At 73.5% G+C, this 23,074-nt stretch carries 22 protein-coding genes; 12 read left to right on the top strand and 10 right to left on the bottom strand.

The features are described 5' to 3' along the window. Complete coding sequence (locus ACVV2G_RS28635; RefSeq protein ID WP_453845710.1) at positions 1–672, bottom strand: succinate dehydrogenase; 672 nt, start codon at positions 670–672, stop codon at positions 1–3. A 131-nt stretch (positions 673–803) separates the two neighbouring features. On the opposite strand from ACVV2G_RS28635, the gene ACVV2G_RS28630 reads away from it, so the two are divergent. Next, the gene (locus tag ACVV2G_RS28630; protein WP_453845669.1) at positions 804–1,688 is read left to right on the top strand and encodes a LysR family transcriptional regulator; all 885 of its coding nucleotides are present in this window, start codon (positions 804–806) and stop codon (positions 1,686–1,688) included. 426 nt (positions 1,689–2,114) lie between these two features. Here ACVV2G_RS28630 and rmdA read toward each other — a convergent pair whose 3' ends face one another. The 3 genes from rmdA to ACVV2G_RS28615 all read right to left on the bottom strand — a co-directional run bounded on the left by rmdA (position 2,115) and on the right by ACVV2G_RS28615 (position 6,284). Beyond that, positions 2,115–4,259 (bottom strand): cyclic Di-GMP phosphodiesterase RmdA, encoded by a 2,145-nt coding sequence (gene rmdA, locus ACVV2G_RS28625; protein ID WP_453845668.1) that lies wholly within the window; start codon positions 4,257–4,259, stop codon positions 2,115–2,117. Continuing rightward, positions 4,256–5,068 (bottom strand): SAM-dependent methyltransferase, encoded by an 813-nt coding sequence (locus ACVV2G_RS28620; RefSeq protein WP_453845667.1) that lies wholly within the window; start codon positions 5,066–5,068, stop codon positions 4,256–4,258. The genes rmdA and ACVV2G_RS28620 overlap by 4 nt, the downstream gene beginning before the upstream one ends. Before the next feature lie 268 nt (positions 5,069–5,336). Further along, the gene (locus ACVV2G_RS28615) at positions 5,337–6,284 is read right to left on the bottom strand and encodes an SCO0930 family lipoprotein (protein ID WP_453845709.1); all 948 of its coding nucleotides are present in this window, start codon (positions 6,282–6,284) and stop codon (positions 5,337–5,339) included. An 819-nt stretch (positions 6,285–7,103) separates the two neighbouring features. On the opposite strand from ACVV2G_RS28615, the gene ACVV2G_RS28610 reads away from it, so the two are divergent. The 3 genes from ACVV2G_RS28610 (at position 7,104) to ACVV2G_RS28600 (ending at position 8,780) form a co-directional block, all read left to right on the top strand. Then, a complete protein-coding gene (locus tag ACVV2G_RS28610; protein WP_453845666.1) occupies positions 7,104–7,235 on the top strand; it encodes a hypothetical protein in 132 nt (43 codons plus the stop codon). Positions 7,236–7,251: 16 nt separating this feature from the next. Then, on the top strand, positions 7,252–8,016 hold the full coding sequence (locus ACVV2G_RS28605) for a bestrophin-like domain (protein WP_453845665.1): 765 nt from the start codon (positions 7,252–7,254) through the stop codon (positions 8,014–8,016). 239 nt (positions 8,017–8,255) lie between these two features. Further along, positions 8,256–8,780 carry a hypothetical protein gene (locus tag ACVV2G_RS28600; protein WP_453845664.1) on the top strand — a complete coding sequence of 175 codons (525 nt, stop codon included), beginning with the start codon at positions 8,256–8,258 and terminating at the stop codon, positions 8,778–8,780. A 188-nt stretch (positions 8,781–8,968) separates the two neighbouring features. Here the strand turns inward: ACVV2G_RS28600 and ACVV2G_RS28595 are convergent, their stop codons facing one another. After that, positions 8,969–9,463 carry a hypothetical protein gene (locus ACVV2G_RS28595; RefSeq protein ID WP_453845663.1) on the bottom strand — a complete coding sequence of 165 codons (495 nt, stop codon included), beginning with the start codon at positions 9,461–9,463 and terminating at the stop codon, positions 8,969–8,971. Between the two features lie 328 nt (positions 9,464–9,791). Between ACVV2G_RS28595 and ACVV2G_RS28590 the strand changes: the two genes are divergently transcribed. After that, positions 9,792–10,457 (top strand): class F sortase, encoded by a 666-nt coding sequence (locus tag ACVV2G_RS28590; RefSeq protein WP_453845662.1) that lies wholly within the window; start codon positions 9,792–9,794, stop codon positions 10,455–10,457. Positions 10,458–10,479: 22 nt separating this feature from the next. Here ACVV2G_RS28590 and ACVV2G_RS28585 read toward each other — a convergent pair whose 3' ends face one another. Further along, entirely contained in the window at positions 10,480–11,316 is an 837-nt protein-coding gene (locus tag ACVV2G_RS28585) for a polysaccharide deacetylase family protein (protein WP_453845661.1), read from the bottom strand. 110 nt (positions 11,317–11,426) lie between these two features. Here ACVV2G_RS28585 and ACVV2G_RS28580 point away from each other — a divergent pair, with 110 nt between their 5' ends. Continuing rightward, positions 11,427–11,888, top strand: a complete 462-nt coding sequence (locus ACVV2G_RS28580; RefSeq protein ID WP_453845660.1) for a universal stress protein — start codon at positions 11,427–11,429, stop codon at positions 11,886–11,888. A gap of 214 nt (positions 11,889–12,102) precedes the next feature. Here the strand turns inward: ACVV2G_RS28580 and ACVV2G_RS28575 are convergent, their stop codons facing one another. Then, positions 12,103–12,960: an alpha/beta fold hydrolase gene (locus ACVV2G_RS28575; protein ID WP_453845659.1), complete on the bottom strand. Its 858-nt coding sequence runs from the start codon at positions 12,958–12,960 to the stop codon at positions 12,103–12,105. Between the two features lie 57 nt (positions 12,961–13,017). On the opposite strand from ACVV2G_RS28575, the gene ACVV2G_RS28570 reads away from it, so the two are divergent. Beyond that, positions 13,018–13,491, top strand: coding sequence for a MarR family winged helix-turn-helix transcriptional regulator (locus ACVV2G_RS28570; RefSeq protein WP_453845658.1), 474 nt, complete (start codon positions 13,018–13,020; stop codon positions 13,489–13,491). Between the two features lies 1 nt (position 13,492). Here ACVV2G_RS28570 and ACVV2G_RS28565 read toward each other — a convergent pair whose 3' ends face one another. After that, positions 13,493–14,647, bottom strand: coding sequence for a CapA family protein (locus ACVV2G_RS28565; protein WP_453845657.1), 1,155 nt, complete (start codon positions 14,645–14,647; stop codon positions 13,493–13,495). Positions 14,648–14,878: 231 nt separating this feature from the next. Between ACVV2G_RS28565 and ACVV2G_RS28560 the strand changes: the two genes are divergently transcribed. The 3 genes from ACVV2G_RS28560 (at position 14,879) to ACVV2G_RS28550 (ending at position 16,909) form a co-directional block, all read left to right on the top strand. Continuing rightward, positions 14,879–15,433 (top strand): sigma-70 family RNA polymerase sigma factor, encoded by a 555-nt coding sequence (locus tag ACVV2G_RS28560; protein WP_453845656.1) that lies wholly within the window; start codon positions 14,879–14,881, stop codon positions 15,431–15,433. A gap of 143 nt (positions 15,434–15,576) precedes the next feature. Further along, entirely contained in the window at positions 15,577–16,089 is a 513-nt protein-coding gene (locus tag ACVV2G_RS28555) for a hypothetical protein (RefSeq protein ID WP_453845655.1), read from the top strand. A gap of 169 nt (positions 16,090–16,258) precedes the next feature. Continuing rightward, positions 16,259–16,909: a zf-HC2 domain-containing protein gene (locus tag ACVV2G_RS28550; RefSeq protein ID WP_453845654.1), complete on the top strand. Its 651-nt coding sequence runs from the start codon at positions 16,259–16,261 to the stop codon at positions 16,907–16,909. A gap of 149 nt (positions 16,910–17,058) precedes the next feature. Here ACVV2G_RS28550 and ACVV2G_RS28545 read toward each other — a convergent pair whose 3' ends face one another. Beyond that, a complete protein-coding gene (locus tag ACVV2G_RS28545) occupies positions 17,059–17,922 on the bottom strand; it encodes an Fpg/Nei family DNA glycosylase (RefSeq protein ID WP_453845653.1) in 864 nt (287 codons plus the stop codon). 41 nt (positions 17,923–17,963) lie between these two features. Further along, a complete protein-coding gene (locus tag ACVV2G_RS28540) occupies positions 17,964–20,054 on the bottom strand; it encodes a SpoIIE family protein phosphatase (RefSeq protein ID WP_453845652.1) in 2,091 nt (696 codons plus the stop codon). Positions 20,055–20,173: 119 nt separating this feature from the next. Between ACVV2G_RS28540 and ACVV2G_RS28535 the strand changes: the two genes are divergently transcribed. Together ACVV2G_RS28535 and ACVV2G_RS28530 are read left to right on the top strand one after the other, a co-directional pair. Continuing rightward, positions 20,174–21,595 (top strand): lipase maturation factor family protein, encoded by a 1,422-nt coding sequence (locus ACVV2G_RS28535; RefSeq protein ID WP_453845651.1) that lies wholly within the window; start codon positions 20,174–20,176, stop codon positions 21,593–21,595. A 129-nt stretch (positions 21,596–21,724) separates the two neighbouring features. Beyond that, positions 21,725–23,068 (top strand): amidase, encoded by a 1,344-nt coding sequence (locus tag ACVV2G_RS28530; RefSeq protein WP_453845650.1) that lies wholly within the window; start codon positions 21,725–21,727, stop codon positions 23,066–23,068. Positions 23,069–23,074 lie beyond the last annotated feature (6 nt).

Below are 23,074 nucleotides of genomic sequence, written 5' to 3'. Positions count from 1 at the left end.
TCAGCTCACCACTCCGGTCATGACGCCCACGGGTACGGCGACGAAGCCCACCGTGAGCAGCAGCGCGAGGACGTTGGCGACGGTCTTGAGCGCACGGTCGCGGGTGCGGCTGCCGGCGCCGAGGGTCTGGGCGGCGCTCCAGAAGCCGTGCCGGATGTGCAGGCCGACGGCGAGCACCGCGACGATGTAGACGACGTTGCCGTACCAGGTGGAGAAGGTGTCCACGACGTTCTGGTAGGGCTTGCCCGTCTCGAAGCCGCCGGTGTGCACGGTGCCGGTGGTCAGGTCCAGGATGTGCCAGACGATGAAGAGGCCGAGGATGACCCCGCCCCAGCGCATGGTGCGCGTGGCGTAGCCGGAGCGCGGCTTCCGGTGCACGTACTTGCTGGGCCGCGCCCTGATGTCGCGGCGGCTGAGCTGGTACGCGGAGACGGCGTGGGCCACGACCGCGACGACCAGCACGACCCGGATCAGCCAGAGCGTCCACTCGTAGTGCAGGAACGGCTCGCCGACCGTGCGCAGCCAGTGGGCGTAGTGGTTGAACTCCTCGGTCCCGAAGAAGATCTTCAGGTTCCCGATCATGTGGGCGACCAGGTAGAGCAGCATGACGAGACCGCTGACCGCCATCACCGTCTTCTTGCCGACGGTCGAGTCCCACACGGTGCGCGCCATGGACGGCCGTCGGCCCGTCCGCGTTGCCAGAGCCATGTCACAGGACGCTACGGGCTCGGAGGCCCATCGGTCCAAGACATGGTGCGCCTCGTTTCCATAGGCTGCGCCTATCGGCGACGTATCCTCGCGGTATGCAGTTGCAGCAGCTCCAGTACTTCGTGGCGGTCGCCGAGGCCCGGCACTTCACCCGGGCCGCCGAGACCGTCCACGTGGCCCAGCCGTCGCTGTCCCAGCAGATCAGGGCGCTGGAGCGGGAGCTGGGCGCCGACCTGTTCCAGCGGGCACGGGGCAACATCACGCTGACCGACGCCGGGGAGGCCCTGCTGCCGCTGGCCCGGCGCATCCTGGCCGACGCGGACACCGCCCGGCACGAGGTGCTGGAGCTGGTGCAGCTGCGGCGCGGCCGGGTGCGGCTGGGTGCCACGCCGAGCCTGTGCACCGGGCTGCTGCCGGACGTGCTGCGCGCGTTCCACGACCGGTATCCCGGCATCCGGCTCATGATCGAGGAGGGTGGCTCGCACGACCTGGTGCGGGAGCTGGCGCGCGGTGCGCTCGACCTGGCCCTGGTGGTGCTCCCGCTGCCCACCGCGTCACCGGCGCTGACCACGGTGGAGCTGCTGCGGGAGGACCTGGTCGTGGTGTCGTCGCCGGAGTCGCCGGGGCCGGGCGGCGGGCGCCGCGCCGTCCGCATCGCCGACCTTGAGGGTGAGCGCCTGGTGATGTTCCGGCACGGGTACGACCTGCGGGAGCTGACCGTCGCGGCGTGCCGCGCCGAGGGCTTCGAGCCGGACTTCGCGGTGGAGGGCGGGGAGATGGACGCGGTGCTGGGGTTCGTGCGGGCGGGGCTGGGGATGGCGGTGGTACCGCGGATGGTGGCGACGCGGTCCGGGCGCGGGCTGCGGGTCACCCCGCTGGCCCGGCCCGGTCTGCACCGGACCATCGCCCTGGCCCACCGCAGCGACGTGGCTCCGCCGAGGGCGGCGCGGGAGTTGCAGCGGATGCTGCTGGAACGGTGACGGCTCCCCGGGCCGGCCGAGCGCGGCTGGCCCGGGGAGCCGCTCCACCAGCGGCGGAGCCACCGTGGGCGCCGTCTTCGGCGTGCCGGGCACAACACCGAACCGTGAAACCTGAACCTCCCCTCCGCCGAGGCCCGGGCGTCGCCCGCCGTTCGGTCTCCGACGCGCCACCGCGTGCTCGCCTCGCCCGGCCCCGGCGCTGCCGCTCGACGAGGGCCGCGCACGGCGACGGCGGTCGCGGCCCCGGTACTCCCGCTCGGACGACGGCCGCGGCCTGCGTCCGCACGGCGACGGCAGTGGCGGGGACCGCCCGCAGTGGCGGGAACCGCCCGCAATGATGGGGACCGCCCGCAGTGGCGGGAACCGCCCGCAATGATGGGGGCCGGCCGAGAACGGGCGCGGGCCCGGCGGGGGGCGAGGGCCCGGTCAGCCCGTGGCGTCCACCAGGGCCAGGTCGTGCAGGCGCTCCGGGGGGCCCGGGCGGGCGTAGTACCAGCCCTGGGCCGTGTCGCAGCCGAGTAGGCGCAGTTGCTCGGCCTGCGCGCCGGTCTCCACGCCTTCCACGGTGACCGCGAGGTCCAGGCTGTGGGCCAGGGCGACGATGCCCTCGACGATCTTCAGGTCGACGGGGTCGGCCGGGAACCGCTGCATGCTCTGGGTGAAGGAACGGTCCAGCTTGAGGACGCTCACCGGGAGCCGGCGCAGGTTGGCGAGGTTGGAGTAGCCGGTGCCGAAGTCGTCCAGGGCGATGTCGACGCCCATCTCGGCCAGCCGGCGCAGCGGCTTGAGCAGGTCGTCGTCCGCGCCGATCAGCGCCGACTCCGTCACCTCCAGGCAGAGCGCGTCGGGCGCGACCCCCGCCCGCTCCAGGATCTCCACGGTGTCCTGGACCAGGCCGGGATGGGTGAGCTGGCAGGGTGAGAGGTTGACGTTGATGCGCAGCGGGCCGGCGGCGGTGCTCTCGCCGTACCGCTCCCGCCAGGCGCGGGCCTGGCGCACGGACTGCTCCAGCACCCAGCGGCCCAGTGGCACGATCAGTCCCGTGTGCTCGGCGAGCGGGATGAAGCGGTCGGGGCCGAGGATCCCGTGCTGCGGGTGCAGCCAGCGCACCAGCGCCTCGGCGCCGCGTACGCTGCCGTCACCGAGGTGCACCAGCGGCTGGTACTCGATGAAGAACTCGCCCCGCTCCAGGGCCGCCGGCAGCGCGGTCGTCAGCCCGTGCCGGGTGATGACGCGGGCGTCGGCCTCCGGGTCGGCCAGCTCGAAGCGGTTGCCGCCCGCCGACTTGGCCCGGTACATGGTGATGTCGGCGCTGCGCAGCACCTCCGCCGGACTGCGCTCCCCCGCCGGACCCTCGACGATGCCGATGCTGCCGCGCACGGTCAGGTCGCGGCCGTCGACGCTGACCGGGGCGAGCAGCGCGTTCATGATCCGGCCGGCCAGTTCGTCGACCTCGCGCGGAGAGTCGGGGCCGGTGGTCAGCGCGACGAACTCGTCGCCGCCGAGCCGGGCGACCATCTCGCCGGGCGCGGTGGCGCACGACTGGAGGCGGTCGGCGACCTCCACCAGGAGCCGGTCGCCGGCCGCGTGGCCGAGGCTGTCGTTGACGGTCTTGAAACCGTCGAGGTCGAGGTAGCACAGGCCGAAGCGCTGGCCCGGCCCCGCGTTCAGGGCCTTCTCCAGGCGTTCGAAGAAGAAGCTCCGGTTGGGCAGGCCGGTGAGCGCGTCGTGGGTGGCCTCGTAGCGCAGCCGCAGATTGAGCAGCCGTCGCTCGGTGGTGTCCTCCATCAGCGCCAGCTGGTACTGCGGGGTGCCGTCGGCGTCGCGCAGCAGGGAGACCGTGAGGTTGGTCCACAGGACGGTGCCGTCGGGCCGGTAGAACGCCTTCTCCACGTGGTAGTGCTCACGCTCGCCGCGGACCAGCTCGTCGTAGAGCCGCCACGTCTGCGGGGCGTCGTCGGGGTGCGACCACTCCCTGACCTTACGGCCGCGCAGCCTGGTGTCGGTGATGCCGAACATGCGCATCAACGCCCCGTTGACCTGGAGGATGTTGCCGTCCAGGTCGGCGATGCCGATGCCTATGGCGGCACCTTCGAAGACCGCGCGGAAGCGGGCCTCGCTGGCGTGCAGGGCCTCGGCCACCACCCCTTGCGCCTTCAGGGCGGCCTGCGCGATGGCCTCCTGCTCGGCCAGGGTCCGGGCGCGCAGCGCCCCGGCGAACCCGGCCGCCATGGCGTGCTGGAGCCGCGCCGAACGGGCGCGCAGGTGCTCGGGGTCGCCGCCCTCGCCGCAGTAGAGCACGAGGTAGGCGTCGACGCAGTCCAGCGTCCGGGCGAGTGCCTCGGGGTCGGTGCAGTGCGCGTCGACCAGCGCCGCGCCGACCTCCCTGGCCTCCGCCGCCTCGAAACCCCGGGCCCCCAGCACCCCGCTCAGCCGACGGGCCAGCGGCAGCAGTTCCTCCTCGAACTCGGGGCGGGTCGACGACGTCGAGGTCACCGGGAAGACGGCCCGGCTCCAGATGGTCGCGAACCGGCGCAGTCTGTCCTCCGGCCCGTCCGGCTCCGCGCTCACGCCGTACGCCCCACGCCGGCGAATCCGGAGTACGCGTACGGATCCTCGTCCTCCGGCGCCTCCTCGGGCCGCCAGCGCGGCATCGGAACCAGTCCGGGTTCCACCATGTCGTACCCCTCGAAGAACCGCGCGATCTCCTCGCGCGAGCGCATGATCAGCGGATTGCGGATGTCCTTGTACACGTCCACCGCGCCCGCGGCCCGCTCGGCGGGCAGCGGGATTCCCTCGTACGAGGCGTGCGTGAGGACGAGCAGGCTACCGGGCGCGAGCGCCTCGCTCAGCCCGGCCACCGCCGCGTACGGGTCGTCCGCGTCTTCCACGAAGTGCAGTATGGCAACGAGCAGCAGGGCCACCGGCCGATTCAGGTCGATCAGCCGCTCCACCCGGGGGTCGGCCAGGATCTCCTGCGGCTTGAGGAGGTCGCCGGCCACCACGGCCGCGTCGTCGTGGCCCACCAGGACGGCCTCGCTGTGCGCGACCGCCACCGGGTCGTGGTCGACGTAGACCACGCGCGCGCCGGGCCGGGCCGCCCGGGCCACCTCGTGGACGTTGCCGAAGGTGGGGATGCCGGAGCCGATGTCCAGGAACTGGTCGATGCCCTCGTCGGCCGCGAAGCGCACGGCGCGGCGCATGAACGCCCGGTTCGCCTGCATGATCTTGGGAAGTCCCGGCATGAACTCCATGGCCCTGCGGGCCGCTTCCCGGTCGACCTCGAAGTTGTGCGAACCGCCCAGGTAGAAGTCGTAGATCCGGGACACGCTGGGCACCGAGATGTCGATGCTGCGCGGGGCCCAGGCGGGACGCTCCATCTAGCTCTCCAAGGCAGTGGCGATCCGGTGTTCGAGCAGAGGCTACTGATCGCCCGCCGAACGGGCGAGCCCAAACGGAAATTGACCATCCGTTACCGGTCACTGCCTGCGGCACGTGCCGCATGCCAAGGCGCGACAAGGGACACCGAAGCGCGCGAAAAGGGGCCGCCCCCTCCGCCCGGTACGGACTCCCGGGTACGGACTCCCGGGTGCGGAGGGGACGGCCCGCTGGTCGCGCGCCGGAGGCAGGCGGGCGGGCAGGTGGTTCCTACTTCTTCGGCGCGCCGACCGGCTTCCCGTCGGGCGAGACGGCGTACCACGTGCCGCCGACGCCCTGGCCGTTGGTGTCGCCGGCCTTCTTGTCGCCGGCGAAGGTGTAGATCGGCCAGCAGTCGACCGTCTGCTGTTCGGCGCCGTCGGGCCGGGTGAAGGTCATCAGGTCCTCCTTCACGACGCCCTCCGTGTCGTTGGGCTCCACGGGCGCCACGACCGGCCACTTCTCCAGGCAGGCGCCGGTGCATGCCGACACCGGTTTCGGCCAGGCCTCGTCCTTCATGAAGCGGTAGACGGTCATGCCGTTCTCGTCGACGACGATCTCGCCGAGCTTCGGGTCGTCGCGGGTGGACAGCGCGGCCGACTCGGCCGCCTGGGCCTTCTTGCCGTCGGGGGCGAGCGCGTACCACTTGCCTCCCACACCCTGGCCCTTCACGTCCCCGGGCGAGGTGTCCTTGGCGTAGCGGTACGCCGGCCAGCCGCCGATGGTCAGCTGTTTGGTGCCGTCGGCCCGGGCGACCTCGCCGAGCAGCGCCTTGTCGACGCCCTCCCCGGCGAGCGCGTCGTCGGCGGCCACGGGGGGCCAGGCGGTGGCGCAGTCGTTCTCGCAGGTCGTCTTGGGCGGCTCGGCGGTGTCCGCGTCGAAGCGGTAGAGGGTGTGTCCCGCGCCGTCGGTCACCAGCTCGCCGACCTCGGCGTTCGTGGAGACGGACAGCTTGCCCGCGGGCTCCGGCGAGCTCGCCGGCTTCTGCGCGCCGCCCGCGCCGGTGCCGAGTCCGTCGCCGGCGCCGGTCCCGATGTCGCCGACGTCGCCGGGCGCCGCCGTGGCGCCCACGTTCTGGCTGCCGGTGGCGCTGCCGCCGTCCTGGCCGCACGCCGTCGTCAGCGCCAGCAGCGCCGCGGCGCTCGCCAGGAGTGAGGCGCTCCGCCAGGAGGTCTTCATCGTCATTCCCCGATCGTCACGAAGGTGTGGGGACGGCCACTGCGCCGCCGCATGACCCTGGGTACGCACGGGGGAGCCGGTTGTGTTCAACGGGGGGCTCATTTCTTTTCGGCCCGGCCCAGGCCGGCCGGAGTGGCGCGGCGCGGCGCACCGCGTGACCGCAGAGCGCACGGGCGGCTCCTCCCCTCCCCCTCCACGAGCTGTTCGTACGCAGGTACGAACCCGGACGCGGGCAGGCGTGCGCCGGTCAAACCTCTGCACGCCGGTGTCCCTCCTTCGGACCAATCGTCCGGTGATCCGGCGTGCTCCGGCCCGCCAGGCTCGATGATCTGCGTCGTGCATGGACCCGAACCATCCCGATCCGCTTCGGCCGGCCGGGTGTTGGCCCTGGTGACGCTGACGTTCACGCTCGTCGGCGCGCCGATCGGCCCGGCGCAGGCGGACGCCTGCGCTTATGCGTCCACCGGACCGGGTGGTACCGACGCGGTGGCGGTCGCCGGGAGCGACTCCTGGCCCCCCTTCCCGCCGTGCCCCAAGCCCTCGCCGACGCCCACTCCGACACCCGAGCCCCCTCCGCCGAAACCCCCTCCCCCGCCGAAACCCACACCCCCACCGCCCCCCGCGCCGGAGCCTCCCCCGAAGCCGCCGGCCCCGAAGCCCGAGGCGCCGCCTCCGCCGCCCCCGCGGCCGGCACCGGACCGGCCCACCCCCGCTCCCACCCCGACACCGACACCGAGCCCCTCACCGACGCCGGACCGTCCCGCGGCTCCCGCACCCGGCCCGTCGGCGACGCCCACGCCCCGGCCGTCGCTGAGCCCGGTGCACTACCCGCACTACCGCGCCGCCCGGCCCCAGCAGCGGTCCTCGCGCGGGACCACGTCACCGCTCATCTTCGTCCTGCTCATCACGGTGCCCGCGGTGGTCGCCGTCGCCGCGCTCCGTGCGCGCTGATTCCCTGGAGCCCCTCTTGCCGGAATGGCTTGTTCTCACCCTCGCGATGCTGGCCGCCTGCGTCGTGGTCGTCATCATCACCCTCGTACGGCACCGCAGGGCGTCCGACGACGAGGACATCACCGAGACCCCGGACGTCATCGAGTACATGACGATGTGGATCGGCGTGGTGTACGCCATCGTGCTGGGCCTGGCCATCGCGGGTGTCTGGGAGGCACGCAGCGCCGCCCAGGACCACGTCCAGACGGAGGCGATCGCGCTGCACGAGATCTCGGAGCGTGTCCGGGTCTACCCGCCCGACGTCCGCGACCGCATCCGGGAGGATGTCAACGCCTATGTCGGACACGTCGTGACCACCGAGTGGAAGGCCATGGCCGACCACGGCGAGGTGACCGAACGCGGCACCGAACTCCTCGACCGCGTCCGCGCGGACGTCACCGACTACGAGCCGAGGTCGGACTTCGAGGCGCAGGCGTACCAGCCGCTCGTCGACCAGGTGACCGCGGCGGACCAGGCCCGCATCTCCCGGGCGGAGTCGACCGGGGCGACCATGCCGGGTGTGGTGTGGTTCGGGCTCATCACGGGAGGCGTCGTCACGGTCGGCATGGTCTTCGCCCTCCAGATCCGGCGTACGGCACGCGAGCTGATCCTCGCCGGACTGTTCTCGGCGCTCATCGCGTTCCTGCTCTTCCTGATCTGGGACTTCGACGCGCCGTTCAGCCGCGGCGTCGCGGCGTCCACGGACCCCTTCCTGAACCTCTTCCCCGGAGCGGGGGACTGAGCGGCGGCCCCCGGCGCCTCCCCGCACCGGCGCCCCTCGGCGGTCCCCGCACCGGGAACCCGCCGGGGGGCGCCCAGCACTCCGTCACCGTCGCCTGAGCGGCTCACGCGCGTGCCCCATTCGCGCGACTGCGATCGCGCCGTCGTGTCCGGTTTCCTAGCGTTTCGACCATCGAGGTGTCTTTCCGGCACGTGCGGAACAGGTCCGCCGCCGCTCCTCGGGGACCCGGAGGATTCACCATGCGCGCGATACCCGCCGCCTCGGTCGCCCTGCTGGGCACCGCCGCCCTCTCCGCCTGTGTACCGGCCGGAGCGGCCGTGGGCGGCGGTTCGACGTTCGGTTTCACCGTCCACCCCGCCACCGTGGCGCCGGGCGGCGAGGTGACCCTGGGCGTGGGCCGTGGTGCCGGCGGCTGCCACGGACGCGTCACGGTCGAGTCGCCGGTGTTCGACACGGTCATCGTCCCGCGCCACGAGTCGTCTGCGACCGCCCGGGTCGACCGTGACGCCGGACGCGGAACCGTCCATCAGGTGACCTTCACCTGTGGCGGGAGGACCGGGACCGTGAACCTGACCATCGCGGGCGGCCACTCCCACCACCCCTCCGGCGAACCCCGCCACCCCAAGGGCGTGCACGCCGGGGAGGGCGGCAGCGCCGCCGGGTTCGACGCGAAGGAGATCGGGCTCGGCCTCGCACTGGTCGCGGGCGCGGTCGGTGCGGCGTACCACCTCGCGCGGCGCCGTTCCGGCGAGGACGGCGTCTGACCCCGTCTCCCGGCCCACGCCCGCGGGGCTGTGCCCCCGGACCCCTCGCGAGTCCGGGGCGCAGCCCCGCGGGCGTACGACGCGCGGGCCCGGCCGTGCGACCCGCAGCGGTCCGGCTGTGCGGCCCCACACGACCGGACGGGCCCGTCCCCCGAAGGCGGAGCCCGTCCGGGACGGCCGGGAAGGGGTCAGATCCGCCGCTCGGCCCGGCGCCGCATCCAGAACAGACCGCCGCCGGCGACCGCCGCGGCGACGAGCCCGCCGCCGATCGCGATGTCCGTCGGCGTCGCCCCGCTGGAGCTGCTGCCGCCGATGCCACCGCGGACGCCGCCGATGACGGTGAAGGCGGCCGGACGCGTCAGTCGCCTGCCCGAGCAGTTGACGGTGATGTCGTACGAACCCGGCCGGGCGTCCTCCTTGATGGTGGCGGTGCCCCTGGACGTCTCGTTGGCCCCCCTGACCGGGGTCAGGTGGGTCGTCCGGAACGCGTCCGAGGTCATCGTGCCGCCCTGCGGGCAGCCGTCGACCGTGACGGTCATCTGGCCACCGCGGGCGATGACGCTGGGCAGGGCGACGATGTTGCTCGGCTGGTTGTGGTCGCCGCCGGCGGTGGCCGTGGGGGCGGCCAGCCCGAGGACAGCGACCGCGGCGCCGGCTGCCGCGAGGGCACGAGTGTTGCGCATGTGATCCTCCGCGGAAGACGCCCCGGGACCCGTCCCCGGTCGATCGGCGAGAAAGCGCCTCCCAGAAAGACCCTCAGTTGCCCTGCCCAGAGCCGCATTTCGGGAATGGTCCGTCCTGGTGAGGGGCGCGCCGGGCCGAAACCGCACGACCGGATATCACCGCAGGCCACGGGCCGTCAGAAATTTCCCGGCGGGTGATCCCGGATGGCTCACGGAAGGCGTGCGCGCCACCCGTTCGCCGCCGCCCCGTCGCCGCTCGGGCGTGCGGCGCTTAGCGTGCTCGTATGCGCGGACGACCGGGTGACGCCGGGTCGAGAGGGGATGGCGAATGGATGCGTCCGAGTGGGCCGAAGAGGAGGAGCGGCGGAGGAAACGTGCTCCCTGGGGCGTGATAGCGCTGGTTCTGCTGACCGGGCTCGCGCTCATCCGCAACGGGTCGGGGGAATTCGACCAGGGGCCGCCGCAGCCGGCGTCGGCAGCCGCCTCGGACAGCCGCGTCACGACCGGGGACGACACCGCCGCGGGTCTCGCCCCGCTGCCGCACTCGGTGCCCGACCAGGTCGTCATTCCCGCCATCCAGGTCGACGCGCCGATCATGCCGGTCGGTCTCGACGCGGAGGGCTGGATCGGCGCTCCACCGCCCGAGGACCCGAATCTGGCCGGCTGGTTCACCGGCGCCGTCACCCCCGGCGAGAAGGGCACCGCGGTCGTGGTCGGCCATGTCGACAACCAGCAGGGACCCGCCGTCTTCTACGGACTCGGGGCCCTCAAGAAGGGCAACAAGGTGGAGGTGCGCCGTCAGGACGGCAGGACGGCGGTCTTCGAGATCTACGGCATCGAGGTGTTCGAGAAGGACAACTTCCCCGGCGACCGGGTCTACGCCTCCAAGGGCAGCCCCGAACTGCGGGTCATCACCTGCGGCGGCGGTTTCTCGAAGCAGAACGGATACGAGGGGAACGTCGTCGCCTTCGCCCGCATGACCGGAACCCGCTGAGCGGGTCCCGGCCGGGCGGGCGTCAGGCGTAGCGGCGCCGGGGGACGGTGAGGCGGTAGCCGGAGTCCAGCAGTTCGGGCAGATAGGCGCGCAGGGCGCGGACGGTCTGCGAGCGGTCGCCCCCGGCGTCGTGCGAGAGCACCACGACGCCGGGGGCGGCGCCGTCCTCCACCCGGCCGACGATGGTGCGGGTGCCGGGGGTGGTCCAGTCGAGGGTGTCCACGGTCCAGGCGAGCGGTTCCATGCCGAGTTCGGCGCCGAGCTGGAAGGCGGCGCGGTTCCACGCCCCGTACGGGGCCCGGAACCAGCGGGGCGGCTCGCCGTGGGCCTGCTCGACGACCTCGCTCGTGCGCTCCATCTCGGAGCGGATCCGGCGTCTGGTGAGGCGGGTCAGCAGCGGGTGGGACCAGGTGTGGTTGCCGACGACGTGCCCCTCGTCGGCCATCCGGGAGAGCAGGCCCCTGTTGCGGTCCGCCATCTCCCCGCACACGAAGAACGTCGCGCGCACGTCGTACTTCGCCAGCGTGTCCAGGATGTCCGGGGTGTAGCGGGGGTCGGGCCCGTCGTCGAAGGTGAGCAGCATGGTGCGGCCCCGGCCCGACACGCGCAGGATCGGCTCGCTGCGCACCGGGGGCCGCCGCGGTGCGGCACGGGGCACCCCGTATCCGGTCAGGGGCTGTAGACGGTAGGCGGAGGCGTTCAGCGGGCGGCCGGCGGCGGGGCCCGGGGCGGGGGCGACCGGCCGGGCCGGCCCGTCCCCCGTGCCCACCGCGAGCGCGCCGGCGGTGCCGGCCGCTCCCGCGGCCACGGCGCCGGCGAGCAGTGCGCGGCGCCGTGTGAGCAACTGATCCTTCTTCATGACTCATCAGTCGCCCGGCCGGGGTCCGGCGCACCTGAGCAACACCGGTGCGGCGGCACGGAACCACCCGCACGGACCAGGGCCGGGAGTGCCTCCGATAGCCTCGCCGCGTGACGGAACAGCACTCCCAGCAGTTCGAACGGGGCACGGACGGGCCGAAGGTCATCGTCGTCGGTGTGGACGGCTCCGACTCCTCGCTCCGGGCCGCGGCCTATGCCGGGGGTCTGGCCCGGCGGCAGCGCGCGTTGCTCGCCGTGGTGTACGTGCAGCCGGTGCTGGCGGCGGGGGCGTCGCTCGGAGCGCCGGTGGCGGAGACGACCGACGAGATCGCCGAGGACCTGGTGGCGCACATCCGGGAGGTGGCCGAGCGGTCCCGGGGGATATTCGACGTGCGCTGGGAGTTCCACACCTTCCGCGGCGACCCCTACAACGGCCTGGTGAAGGCGGCCGACGAGCTGAAGGCCGACGCCGTCGTCGTGGGGGCCTCCGAACAGGCCGGGCACCGGATCGTCGGTTCGGTCGCGGTACGGCTGGTGAAGGCGGGGCGCTGGCCCGTGACGGTGGTGCCGTAGCGCCCGTCCGTCGAGGCGGCGTGCGCGTCGTGGCTCGCTCGGCGGGCGCGGGTGGGCCCCTGATCCGGCGTCAGCCGTTCGCCGTCTCCGGAAGCGGCTCGATCCCGGAGGCGGGCCGATCCGGAAGCGGGCCGATCCGGAAGCGGCTCGATCCCGGAAGCGGCCCGATCGCGGGGTGGCCGGCGGCCGGGCCGGCGGTCCCCTTCGGGCACCCCTACCGCACGTCGGAGCCGGCGCGCCGCGGGCGGGCGCCGGCCCGGAGGCCACGGAGGAAGTCGACGAGGATCTCGTTGAAGGCCTCGGGCCGCTCCAGGTTCGGGTAGTGCGCGACGCCCTCGACGGTGACCGAACGCCCGTCCGGGACCGTGCGGGCGAGCCGTTCCGCCTCGGCGATCAGGTCGGGCGCGTCCAGGGAGCCGTTGACGGTGAGGACCGGGACGTCGATCTTCGGGACGCGGGCCCAGGTGTCGGTCAGGGGCACGTGGTGGTTCTCCTCGTCCGGGGTGTGCTTGGCGAGGGTGCCGAGGGCCATCTCGCGCAGCCGGTGCGCGATGGCCGGGTCGACGGCGCCGGGGGCGCGGTGCTCACCCAGGACGAAGCGCAGGAACACCTCGATCCAGCCCTCGACGTCGCCCGCGCCCAGTGCGCGGGCCTGCTCGGCCTGCACCTGTCGCACCCACGGGTCGGTGTACTCGAACTCGCTGGTGGCCGCGCCGCAGACCACCAGCGCGCGGACCAGCTCCGGGTACTCCAGCACCGTGTCGGTGGCGATGGCGCCGCCCATCGACACGCCGACGAGCACCGCGGGACCCGCGTCGAGGTGGCGCAGCAGGACGGCGAGGTCGTCGGCCCAGCGGAACGGCCGGGTGGCGTTGGCCGAGGAGCCGTGGCCGCGGACGTCGGGCGCGATCACACGGTGGCCGGCCGCCAGGGCCGGGATCTGGGCGTCGAAGACACGATGGTCGGCGAAGCCGGAGTGGAGCAGGACGACGAGGTCCCCGGCACCGGTGTCGCGGTAGGCGAGGTCGCCGTCGCCGGAGGCGAGGAAACGCAGATCGGAAGCGGCAGTCATGACAACCAAGGTGTCATGCTGCCCCTCAATTGGCAACCCAGGTGTCATGATGGTCGGGTGAAGGACATCGACGCACCCCTCCCCCCCGACGCCCTCGCCCTGCGCCTCACCGAGGTCTACGACCTGGTCGGCCCCCTCTACCGGCGTGCGCAGCGCAGTGTCGAGCAGGGCCTGACCGCCGACGGCCTGTCCGTCGGCGTCCGCGCCGTACTGGCCCTGCTGCACCGGCACGGGCCGATGACCGTGCCGCAGATGGGCCGGGCCCAGGCGATCAGCCGTCAGTTCGTGCAGCGGATGGTCAACGAGGCCGCGGCACAGGACCTGGTGGAGAGCATCCCCAACCCGTCGCACCGGCGGTCGTCGCTGATCCGGCTCACCGACCGGGGCCGGGTCACCGTCACCGCCGTCCTGGACCGGGAGCACCGACTGCTGCGCGAGGTCGGCGGCGACCTCACCGACGCCGACGTGGACACCTGCCTGAGGGTGCTCGGGTCGATGCTGACGGCCCTGGACCACGTGGACGAGGGGTGACCTACTCCCCCATCACCAGCCCGTCCCCGGCCGCGCCCCGGCTGAGCACCACATCGCGGATGCGGTCGCGCACGGCACGCACCTCGGCGCCCTTCTCCAGCGCGCGGTTGAGGTTCACCACCCGGCCGGCGTCGACGTCGAAGAGCTGCGGGACGAACTCGGCCCTGGTCACACGCCAGCGTTCACCGGGCCGGGCGGGCGGGGCGAAGGTGAAACGGCCGATGGTCGACTGGTTGCCGCGCGGGTCGCGCTTCCCCTCGTCGTTGATCATCTCGCCCGCGATCTGGTCGCCCATGCCGTAGACGACCCAGGTGCCGTTGACCTTCTCGTACGCCTGCGGGACGTGCGCGTGGGTGCCGAGGATCAGGTCGATGTCGGGACGACCCCCGGTCCGGGCGGCGGTCAGGCTCTCGGCCAGGGACAGCTGGTCCCGGTCGGGCTCGTCCTGCCATTCGGTGCCCCAGTGCAGGGACACCGCGACGATGTCCGCGCCGGCCTCGCGCGCGGCCCGGGAGTCGGCGAGGATCCGCTCCTCGTCGATCAAGCCGACCGCCCAGGGCTGCCCGTCGGGCACCGGGTGGCCGTTGGTGTGGAGGGTGTAGGCGAGGTGGGCGACCTTGGCCCGGCCCGCGCGCAGGACCGTCGCCGTGCGCGCCTCGGCCTCGGTGCGCGACGTCCCGGCGTGCCGTACGCCGGCGCGGTCGAGGGCGTCCAGGGTGCGGCGGATGCCCTCGGCGCCGTCGTCGACGCTGTGGTTGGAGGCGGTGGAGCAGCCGTCGTAGCCGGTGGCCGCCAGCGCCTCGGCCACCTCGGGCGGGGACTTGAAGAGGGGGTAGCCGCTGTAGTCGCCGTTCGCGCCGTACACGGTCTCCATGTGGCACAGGGCCAGGCCGGCACGCGAGACGACGGGCCGGGCGCCGGCCAGCATCGGACGGAAGTCGTAGCCGATGCCGCCCGCGTCGAAGCGGGCCCGTTCGATGATCGAGTCGTGCGGCAGTACGTCGCCGGAGGCGACCAGGGTGAAGACGCCGGTGTCCGGGGCGGAGGGGGCCGGGGCCGGTCGCCCCGGGGGTTCGTGGTCGCGGGCCTGGCAGGCCGCGCCCACGGCGAGAAGGGCGGTCAGGGCCAGGGCCACCTGTCGACTGCGTGTGATCATCCGTTCACTCCGCGGGGGTCGCACACACCGATGAAAGTCACATTTACCTACGAACAGGAAATGAGGCTCAGGTCGCCCCGGGCGGCTCCGACACGCCCATTGGCCCGTCCGGCGTACCCGAACGGGGAGCGCCGACCGTTCGTCGAACCGTTCGTCGACGCGATCGACCGTCCGTCGCACACCCGTGCGTGCGCCCTGTCCCCGGACGGCGGCCTGCGATGCCATACGGCCATGACGGCCGGAATCACCCTGATGGACAGGACGAGCGCGACGACCGCCGAGCACGAACTCGCCGCACTGCAGCGCGAGCACGGCCGGCTGCTGTTCGCGCTGCTGCTGCGGCTCAGCGACGGCGACCGGCAGCGCGCCGAGGACCTGGTGCAGGAGACCCTGGTCCGCGCCTGGCAGCACCCCGAGGCCCTGCGCGCCGACGACTTCGACTCCGTACGGCCCTGGCTGCTCACCGTGGCCCGGCGTCTGGCCATCGACGCACGCCGGGCCCGGCAGGCACGGCCCGCGGAGGTCGGCGACGCCGTCCTGGAGAACGCGCCGGTCTGCGCCGATCACGCCGAACGGGCCGCCGCGGCCCTGGACGTGCGCGAGGCTGTGAAGACACTCACTCCGGAGCACCGTGAAGTTCTGGTGCTGGTGTACTTCCAGGGGGCGAGTGTGGCGGAAGCCGCGGCGGCCCTCGGCATCCCGCCCGGTACCGTGAAGTCCCGCGCGTACTACGCGCTGCGCGCCCTGCGCAGGGTTCTGCCGGGTTACGCCGCCGACCTGCGGTGAAACCGGCCCCATGGTCAAGCCTCCGCAAAGCGCCTTGCCCTGGACCCCGGTTGAGTAATCGGCTGTCCTCATCCGTGTTCCGGACGGGGGCCCATGACCCGCGGGCCGGGCGACGCGCACGCACCGGAGGAAGGCAGGAAGGGATGCCGCACAGAGGCCAAGAGAGCACGGACGGCACCGGCGGGGGCGGCGTGACCGTCCCCATGGCCTGGTTGTACGCCGAGTACATCGCCGACGAGCTGCTGCGGACCGGCGACCTGATGCCACCCACGTCCTTCGAGTTCCGCGCCGGGCGCGACGCCCTGGCGCTGACCGTCTTCCTGTCCGACACCGACGGTGAGCTGAGCGGCATCCGCGTGATCACCCGGTTGGAGACCTGGCTGTCGCTGACCGCCTACGACCAGCCGTGGCACGCGTGGGTGCGGGAGCGTCTGGCCGAGGTCACGGCCGACACGGCCGCCGCCGGCCGGCACTCGCCGGACCTGGAACTGGCCCGGGCGGCGTGGCGCTGGCTGGAGGACACCGAACTGCTCGCCCCCGACCTGAACGCGGTGCCGGGCGGGGCGGCGACCGCGGAGGAGGAGGAACCGAAGGTGTGGACGCCGGCCTGGCAGCTGGGCCTGCCGCTCGGCCACCTCGCCATCCACCTCTTCTAGGCGCCGCCGGCTCACCGACTCCGTCCGGGGCCGGACCAATCCACGGGCCGTTCCGCTCCGAATCCCTTGGCCGTGATTGTGTCCGCGACTTGAGTGATTCCGCTGTGCGGTGCGTACGGGTGGGAGCACGGAGTAACCCCACCCGCACCCAACGGCACGAGGATTCGGCATGAGGTCCCTGGAGAGGCATCGCGACGTCGGCGCCTACGCACTCGGCGTGCTGGACGAGGCGGAGGCGTTCCGCTTCGAGGACCACCTCATGGAGTGCCCCCGGTGCGCGGCGCAGGTGACCGCGTTCGGCCCCGCCACCCGGCAGTTGATGCTGTACCGGCGGACGACACCTCGGCTCGTCCCTCCCCTGACCCGGCCCGGACCCCGGCTGCTGGACCGCCTGCTGTCCGAGGCGGCCCTGCGCCGCCGGGTCGTCCGCAGGCGGGTGCTGTTCGCCGTGGCCGCCGCGGTCGTGTGCGCCGTGGCCGGTCCCGGAGCCGTCCTCTACGCGAGCCGGTCCGACACGGCGGTGCGGCTGACCGCGACCGACGAGCGGTCCGGGGTGTGGGCGCGGGTCACGGCCGCGCACGAGTCCTGGGGCACCGAGGTGGAACTGGAGGTCAGGGACGGGTCGGGCCCGCACACCTGCCGGCTGATCGCCGTCGGCCGTGACGGCACCGAGCAGACCGTCACCAGCTGGAAGGACCCCGGGCACGGCGCCGGGGCGAACACCATGCGCGGCGCAGCGGCCCTGCCTCCCGACCGGATCGCCCGCTACGAGGTGCGGACCGCGGACGGGGAACGCCTGGTGACGCTTCCCGCCGGCTGAGCGGTCACCGGGCCGGGCGCCCCGCGCGGGAGCCGAGTGGGCGCCCGCACGGGAACAGGGTGAGGACCCGCACGGGAACAGGGTGAGGACCCGCACGGGAGCCGGGTGAGGGGCGCGCACACGGTCCTCCCCGGGCGGGCCGGGCCGCGCTACTTGAGCAGCCGGGACAGCCTCCGGTCCGCCAGCGGCTTGCCGCCGGTCTGGCAGGTCGGGCAGTACTGGAGCGAGGAGTCGCTGAAGGAGACCTCCCGGACGGTGTCGCCGCACACCGGGCACGGCTCACCGGTGCGGCCGTGCACCCGTAGCCCGCTCTTCTTCTCGGCCTTCAGCCGGCCGGCCGCGAGGCCCCGGGACCGCTCGACCGCCTCGGTGAGCGTGGCGCGCAGTGCCCCGTACAGCCGTGCCATCTCCTCGTCGGTGAGGGAAGCGGCCAGTTTGAAGGGGGACATCCCGGCCGCGTGCAGGATCTCGTCGCTGTACGCGTTCCCCACGCCCGCGAGCAGGCTCTGGTCGCGCAGGGCTCCCTTGAGCTGCCGCCGCTCGCCCGCCAGGAGGGCGGCGAAGCGGGCCTCGTCGAAGTCCTCGGCGAGGGGGTCCGGGCCGAGCCGGGCCACCCCCGGCACCTCCCGCGGGTCGGCCACGACGTACACGGCGAGGCGCTTCTGGGTGCCCGCCTCCGTCAGGTCGAAGCCGGCCCCGGTGTCCAGGGCGACGCGCAGCGCCAGGGGGCCCTTGCCGGGCCGGGGAAGGCCGTCGGGGAGACTGTCCTTCCAGTGCAGCCAGCCCGCGCGGGCCAGATGGGTGACCAGGTGCGGGCCGCCGGCGGTCTCGACGCCGAGGAACTTGCCGTAGCGGTGCACGGCGGCCACCCGGTGGCCCTCCAGGGCGGCGGGCGCGGGGGCGTACGTCTTCAGGACGCTGATCGCCACGGGCAGCACACGGACGATCTCGCGGTCGACGAGGTGCTCGGTCAGGAAGTCCCTGAGCGCCTCGACCTCGGGCAGTTCGGGCATACGTCCAGAGTGCCACCGGGCAGCGACAGTGCCAGCGGGAGTCAGCCCGGGCGGTGGGAGACCACGAACTCGGACCACACGCACTTGCCGCTCCCGCGCGCCTCCACGCCCCACAGGTCGGCGAGCGTCTCGACCAGGAACAGCCCCCGCCCGGAGACCCCGCACTCCCCTGCCTCCCGGCGGCGCGGCAGGGCGCTGGAGGAGTCCTCGACCTCGACCCGCAGCCGCCGGTCGGTGCCGGTGAGCAGCCGCAGGGTGACGATTGCGGAGCCCTCGGTGTGCATGAGGGCGTTGGTGACCAGTTCGTCGGCGACCAGCTCGATCTCGTCGGTCTGGTTCTCGGCGCCCCAGGTGCGGACGGCGGCGCGGATCATGTGCCGGGCCTCGGCGAGGGCCTCCGGGTCGCCCGGTGACACGTGCTGTTGGAGCCGGCCGAAGGTCCGCGGCACTCCCAGCCCGCGCCGGCGCAGCAGGAGCAGCGCCACGTCGTCGTCACCGCGGCGTTCCTCGGCCACGTCGATGAGCCGGTCGGCCAGGTCCGCCACGTCCTGCGGGCCGGAGGCGACCAGGGCCGCGAGGACGTCCATCCCCTCGTCGAGGTCGGCGCCGGGCTGCTCGACCAGCCCGTCGGTGCACAGCAGCAGCGTGTGGCCGGGGTCCAGCTCGACGGTGGAGACCGGATAGGCGAGGCGCCCGAACGCGGCGGACAGGCCGAGCGGCAGCCCGCCCTCGACGGACACGCGGCGGCAGCTGCCGTCGCCGTACCGCAGCAGGGGATCGATGTGCCCGGCGCGGACCGCCTGGACCACCCCGGTGGCCAGGTCGGCCTCCGCGTACAGGCAGGTCGCGAAGCGGTCGGTGTCGAGTTCGTGGAGGAAGACGGAGGCCCGCGCCATCACGGTGGCCGGCGGGTGGCCCTCGGCGGCGTAGGCGCGCAGCACGATGCGCAGCTGGCCCATGACGGCGGCGGCGTGCGTGTCGTGGCCCTGGACGTCGCCGATGACGGCACCGACGCGTCCGCCGGGCAGCGGGATCAGGTCGTACCAGTCGCCGCCGATGTCACGGCCGAAGGCTCCGCCGAGGGTGGCGGCGCGGTAGCGGACGGCGACGTCGCAGCCGGGCACGCTGGGTATGGTGCGCGGCAGCATGGCCTGCTGGAGGCCCTCGGCGAGGTCCATCTCCTGCTCGTAGAGCATGGCCCGCTGCAGACTCTGCGCGATACCGCTGCCGAGCGCGACCAGCACGTTGCGGTCCTCCGGGGAGAATCCGCGCCGGTCGCTGTAGAGCAGGCCGATGGCGCCGATCGGCCGGCCCTGGGCGATCAGCGGCAGGTAGGCGGCCGCGGTGATGTTCAGGTGGGTGATGTGCTGCCACAGGAAGGGGTAGCACTCCGCGAACTCCTCCGGCGACTCGATGAAGCGGGGGCTGAGGGTTCGTACGGCCTCGCTCATCGGGTAGGGCTCGTCGATCCGGGTGAGGCGGGTGCCGGGGACGAAGCTGTTGTCGGGGCCGTCGGCGACCAGCCGGATGCGGCCGGCCTCGACCAGGCCCATCACGAGGCTGGTGGCGCCCAGGCGGGTGAGGCCGTGGGTGTCGCGCAGGACCTCGATGACCTCGTCCACCGTGCGGGCGTGCGCGAGGGCGGCCGTGGCGAGCTGGACGACGTTGGTGAGCCGGCGGCGGGCCTCGTCCTGCGCGGCCTGCTCGCGGCGGTCCTCGATGTCGCCGATCTCCTGGGTGGCGTCGCGGACGATGCCGATGATGCGGCGGGGGCGGCCGGTCTCGTCGCGGCGGATGTAGCCCTGCGTACGGGTCCAGCGCAGGGTGCCGTCGCGGCGGCGCAGACGGAAGTAGGTGCCGTAGTTCTCACTGCCGTCCTTGATCGCCTGGGCGACCAGGGCGTCCAGGCGGCGGCCCTCGGCCGTGGGGACGCGCACCGACAACGACTCGGGCCGTCCGTCGTACTCCTCGGGACGCAGGTCGAACACCTCGTGGGCCTGCGCGTCCATCTGGAACAGCCCGGCGTCCAGGTCCCAGTCGAAGCTGCCCATGCGGTTGAGCGCCAGAATCGGGTCCGGGTGGGCGGGCCAGTCGTCCGGGAGTGACGGGGCACTCGCTCCCCGATCAACCATGAGCCCCACCTTGCCAGCATTCGTCCGATTCTTCGACTCCTGTCCGCCGGCCGGGTCGGGCGAGGAGCCGCCTGCCCACCGGGGTACACAGAGCGTGATCGTACGAGAGGAGCGCGGCCGTGGAGTGGTTCACCGCACCCGACTACTGGCTGAGCAGGCTGGTCTTCCAGCGGGCGCTGGCCGTCGTGTACCTGGTCGCCTTCCTGACGGCCGCCCTGCAGTTCCGTCCGCTGATCGGCGAGCGCGGCATGCTGCCCGTGCCCCGCTTCGTCGCGCGGGTGCCGTTCCGGCGGGCGCCCAGCCTGTTCCAGCTCCGCTACTCGGACCGCCTCTTCGCGCTCTGCGCCTGGGCGGGCTGCGCGGTGTCGGCGGCGCTGGTGGCGGGGCTGGACTCGCTGCTGCCGCTGTGGGGCGCCATGCTGCTGTGGCTGGTGCCGTGGGTCCTGTACCTGTCCGTCGTCAACGTCGGGCAGGCCTGGTACTCCTTCGGCTGGGAGTCGCTGCTGCTGGAGACCGGCTTCGTCGCCGTCTTCCTCGGCAACGACGAGGTGGCGCCGCCGGTCGTCGTGCTCTTCCTGCTGCGCTGGCTGCTGTTCCGGGTCGAGTTCGGTGCGGGGCTGATCAAGCTGCGCGGCGACGAGTGCTGGCGGAAGCTGACCTGCCTGGACCACCACCACGAGACCCAGCCGATGCCCGGCCCGCTGAGCTGGTTCTTCCACCGACTCCCCCGGCCCCTGCACCGCGTGGAGGTGGCCGCGAACCACGTCACGCAGCTCGTGGTGCCCTTCCTGCTGTTCGCTCCGCAGCCCGTCGCGACGGCCGCCGCCGTGCTGATGATCGTCACCCAGCTCTGGCTGGTACTGTCGGGCAACTTCTCCTGGCTGAACTGGGTCACCATCGTGCTGGCGCTGTCGGCGGTCCGGTTCCCGGCCGATCCGCCGCCCGTGTCCGCCGCGCCCCTCTGGTACGAGGCCGTGGTCCTCGCGGTGTCGGTGCTGCTGCTCTTCCTCAGCCACCGGCCCGTACGCAACATGATCTCCCGGCGCCAGGTGATGAACCGCTCCTTCGACCCGCTGCACCTGGTCAACACCTACGGCGCCTTCGGCAGTGTCGGCCAGGTCCGCCACGAGGTGGTGATCGAGGGCACCGCCGACGAGGCGGGCCGCCCGGACGCGGACTGGCGGGAGTACGAGTTCCGGGGAAAGCCCGGTGATCCCCGGCGCTGGCCACGCCAGTTCGCGCCCTACCACCTGCGGCTGGACTGGCTGATGTGGTTCGCCGCGCTGTCGCCCTCGTACGCCGGGGCATGGTTCGGCGTCCTCGTGGAACGGCTGCTGGAGAACGACCGTGCCACGCTGAAGCTGCTGCGCAGCTCCCCGTTCCCGGCCGACGCGCCGCCGCGCTTCGTCCGCGCCCGGCTGTTCCGGTACCGGTACACGACGTGGCGCGAGCTGCGGGAGACCGGCGCGTGCTGGGAGCGGACGTACGTCCGTGAGTATCTGCCGCCGACCCGGCTGACCGGCGCGCCGGACGGGTCGTAGCGGCAGGGGGGCCGGCCCGGTCCTCCTGAGTGGGGCCGCCGTCGGCCCTCTCGACGCGGCGGCGTCCGGGCGGGCAGAGTTCTCACGTACTCGCCAGTAAGCCCGTTCCCGCACCCCGAGGAGCCCTCCGTGACCAGCTGGGCCGGCCGGACCGCCGTCGAGATCGCCACCGCCGTGCGCGCGAAGCGCGCCACGCCCCGCGAGGTGGTGGCGGAGCATCTCGCCCGGATCGAGCGGCTGGACGGCCGCGTCGGCGCCTTCCGCGCGGTACGGGCCGAAGCGGCCCTCGCCGAGGCCGACGAGGTGGGCGCCCGCGGCGATCTGGCCGAACTTCCGCTGGCCGGCGTTCCGGTGGCGGTCAAGGACAATATCGCGGTGCGCGGCGAGTCGGTGCTGGTCGGTTCCGCCGCGACGCCGGACACGCCCGCCGGGGCGGACCACCTCACCGTGGCGCGGCTGCGGGCGGCCGGCGCGGTGGTGGTGGGCGTCACCCACGTGCCCGAGCTGTGTGTGTTCGGCACCACCGAGGGCGTGCACGGCACGGCCCGCAACCCCTGGGACCCGGCCCGTTCCGCGGGCGGTTCGTCGGGCGGCAGCGCCGCCGCGGTCGCCGCGGGGCTGGTGCCGCTCGCGCTCGGCAACGACGGCATGGGCTCACTGCGCATACCGGCGGCCAAATGCGGTCTCGTCACCATCAAGCCGGGCCACGGCGTGGTCCCGGCCGGCATCGGCGAGGGCGACTGGTTCGGCCTGGCCGAGAACGGGCCGCTGGCCACGACGGTCGAGGACGCCCGCCTGATGCTGGCGGTCCTCGCGGACGGCGGGCCGCCGCGCCGCGCGGACTCCGGCACGCTGCGGATCGCGGCCTCCCTGCGCAGCCCCCTGGCCGGCGTCACCGTCTCCCGTCCGTACACGGACGCCGTCCGCGAGGCGGCCGGCCTGCTCATGAAGGCGGGCCATCAGGTGCGGCGGGCCGACCCGTCCTACCCCGCCTCGCTGGGGCTCACCGCCCTGGCCCACTGGACGGCCGGTACGGCGGTGGAGGCCCGGGGCCTGGACCGGCGGCGGCTGGCCCGGCGGACCCGGGTGCACGCGACCGTCGGACGGCCCTTCGCGCGCACGGCCGCCACCGGCGAGGGCCGCGGGGCGCTGCGCGCGCGCCTGGAGCCGTTCTTCGCCGAGTACGACGTCCTGCTGACTCCGGCGCTGGCCCGCCGCTCCCCCAAGGCGGGGCCGTGGCACGAGCGGGGCTGGCTGCGCAACATCGTGGCCAACACGGCGTACTCGCCCTTCACGCCGCCGTGGAACCTGACCGGCTGGCCCGCGATGGCGGTGCCGGTCGGCACCCTGCCCTCGGGCGCCCCCTGCGCCGTACAGCTGGTGGGCCGGCCGGGTTCGGAGGCGGCGCTGCTGGAGCTGGCGGAGCGGATCGAGGCGCTGCGCCCCTGGCGGCGGACGGCGCCCCTGGACTGAGCGGCC

This window comes from Streptomyces sp. JK94, assembly GCF_053613315.1.
This window is presented reverse-complemented; position numbering and strand designations above follow the sequence as displayed.

Excerpts from the sequence above, each read along its gene's own strand:
- ACVV2G_RS28635 (WP_453845710.1), bottom strand. The coding sequence starts at position 672 with ATGGCGCGCACCGTGTGGGACTCGACCGTCGGCAAGAAGACGGTGATG.
- ACVV2G_RS28630 (WP_453845669.1), top strand. The coding sequence starts at position 804 with ATGCAGTTGCAGCAGCTCCAGTACTTCGTGGCGGTCGCCGAGGCCCGG.
- ACVV2G_RS28620 (WP_453845667.1), bottom strand. The coding sequence starts at position 5,068 with ATGGAGCGTCCCGCCTGGGCCCCGCGCAGCATCGACATCTCGGTGCCC.
- ACVV2G_RS28615 (WP_453845709.1), bottom strand. The coding sequence starts at position 6,284 with ATGAAGACCTCCTGGCGGAGCGCCTCACTCCTGGCGAGCGCCGCGGCG.
- ACVV2G_RS28600 (WP_453845664.1), top strand. The coding sequence starts at position 8,256 with ATGCGCGCGATACCCGCCGCCTCGGTCGCCCTGCTGGGCACCGCCGCC.
- ACVV2G_RS28595 (WP_453845663.1), bottom strand. The coding sequence starts at position 9,463 with ATGCGCAACACTCGTGCCCTCGCGGCAGCCGGCGCCGCGGTCGCTGTC.
- ACVV2G_RS28590 (WP_453845662.1), top strand. The coding sequence starts at position 9,792 with ATGGATGCGTCCGAGTGGGCCGAAGAGGAGGAGCGGCGGAGGAAACGT.
- ACVV2G_RS28585 (WP_453845661.1), bottom strand. The coding sequence starts at position 11,316 with ATGAAGAAGGATCAGTTGCTCACACGGCGCCGCGCACTGCTCGCCGGC.
- ACVV2G_RS28575 (WP_453845659.1), bottom strand. The coding sequence starts at position 12,960 with ATGACTGCCGCTTCCGATCTGCGTTTCCTCGCCTCCGGCGACGGCGAC.
- ACVV2G_RS28565 (WP_453845657.1), bottom strand. The coding sequence starts at position 14,647 with ATGATCACACGCAGTCGACAGGTGGCCCTGGCCCTGACCGCCCTTCTC.
- ACVV2G_RS28560 (WP_453845656.1), top strand. The coding sequence starts at position 14,879 with ATGACGGCCGGAATCACCCTGATGGACAGGACGAGCGCGACGACCGCC.
- ACVV2G_RS28555 (WP_453845655.1), top strand. The coding sequence starts at position 15,577 with ATGCCGCACAGAGGCCAAGAGAGCACGGACGGCACCGGCGGGGGCGGC.
- ACVV2G_RS28550 (WP_453845654.1), top strand. The coding sequence starts at position 16,259 with ATGAGGTCCCTGGAGAGGCATCGCGACGTCGGCGCCTACGCACTCGGC.
- ACVV2G_RS28545 (WP_453845653.1), bottom strand. The coding sequence starts at position 17,922 with ATGCCCGAACTGCCCGAGGTCGAGGCGCTCAGGGACTTCCTGACCGAG.
- ACVV2G_RS28540 (WP_453845652.1), bottom strand. The coding sequence starts at position 20,054 with ATGGTTGATCGGGGAGCGAGTGCCCCGTCACTCCCGGACGACTGGCCC.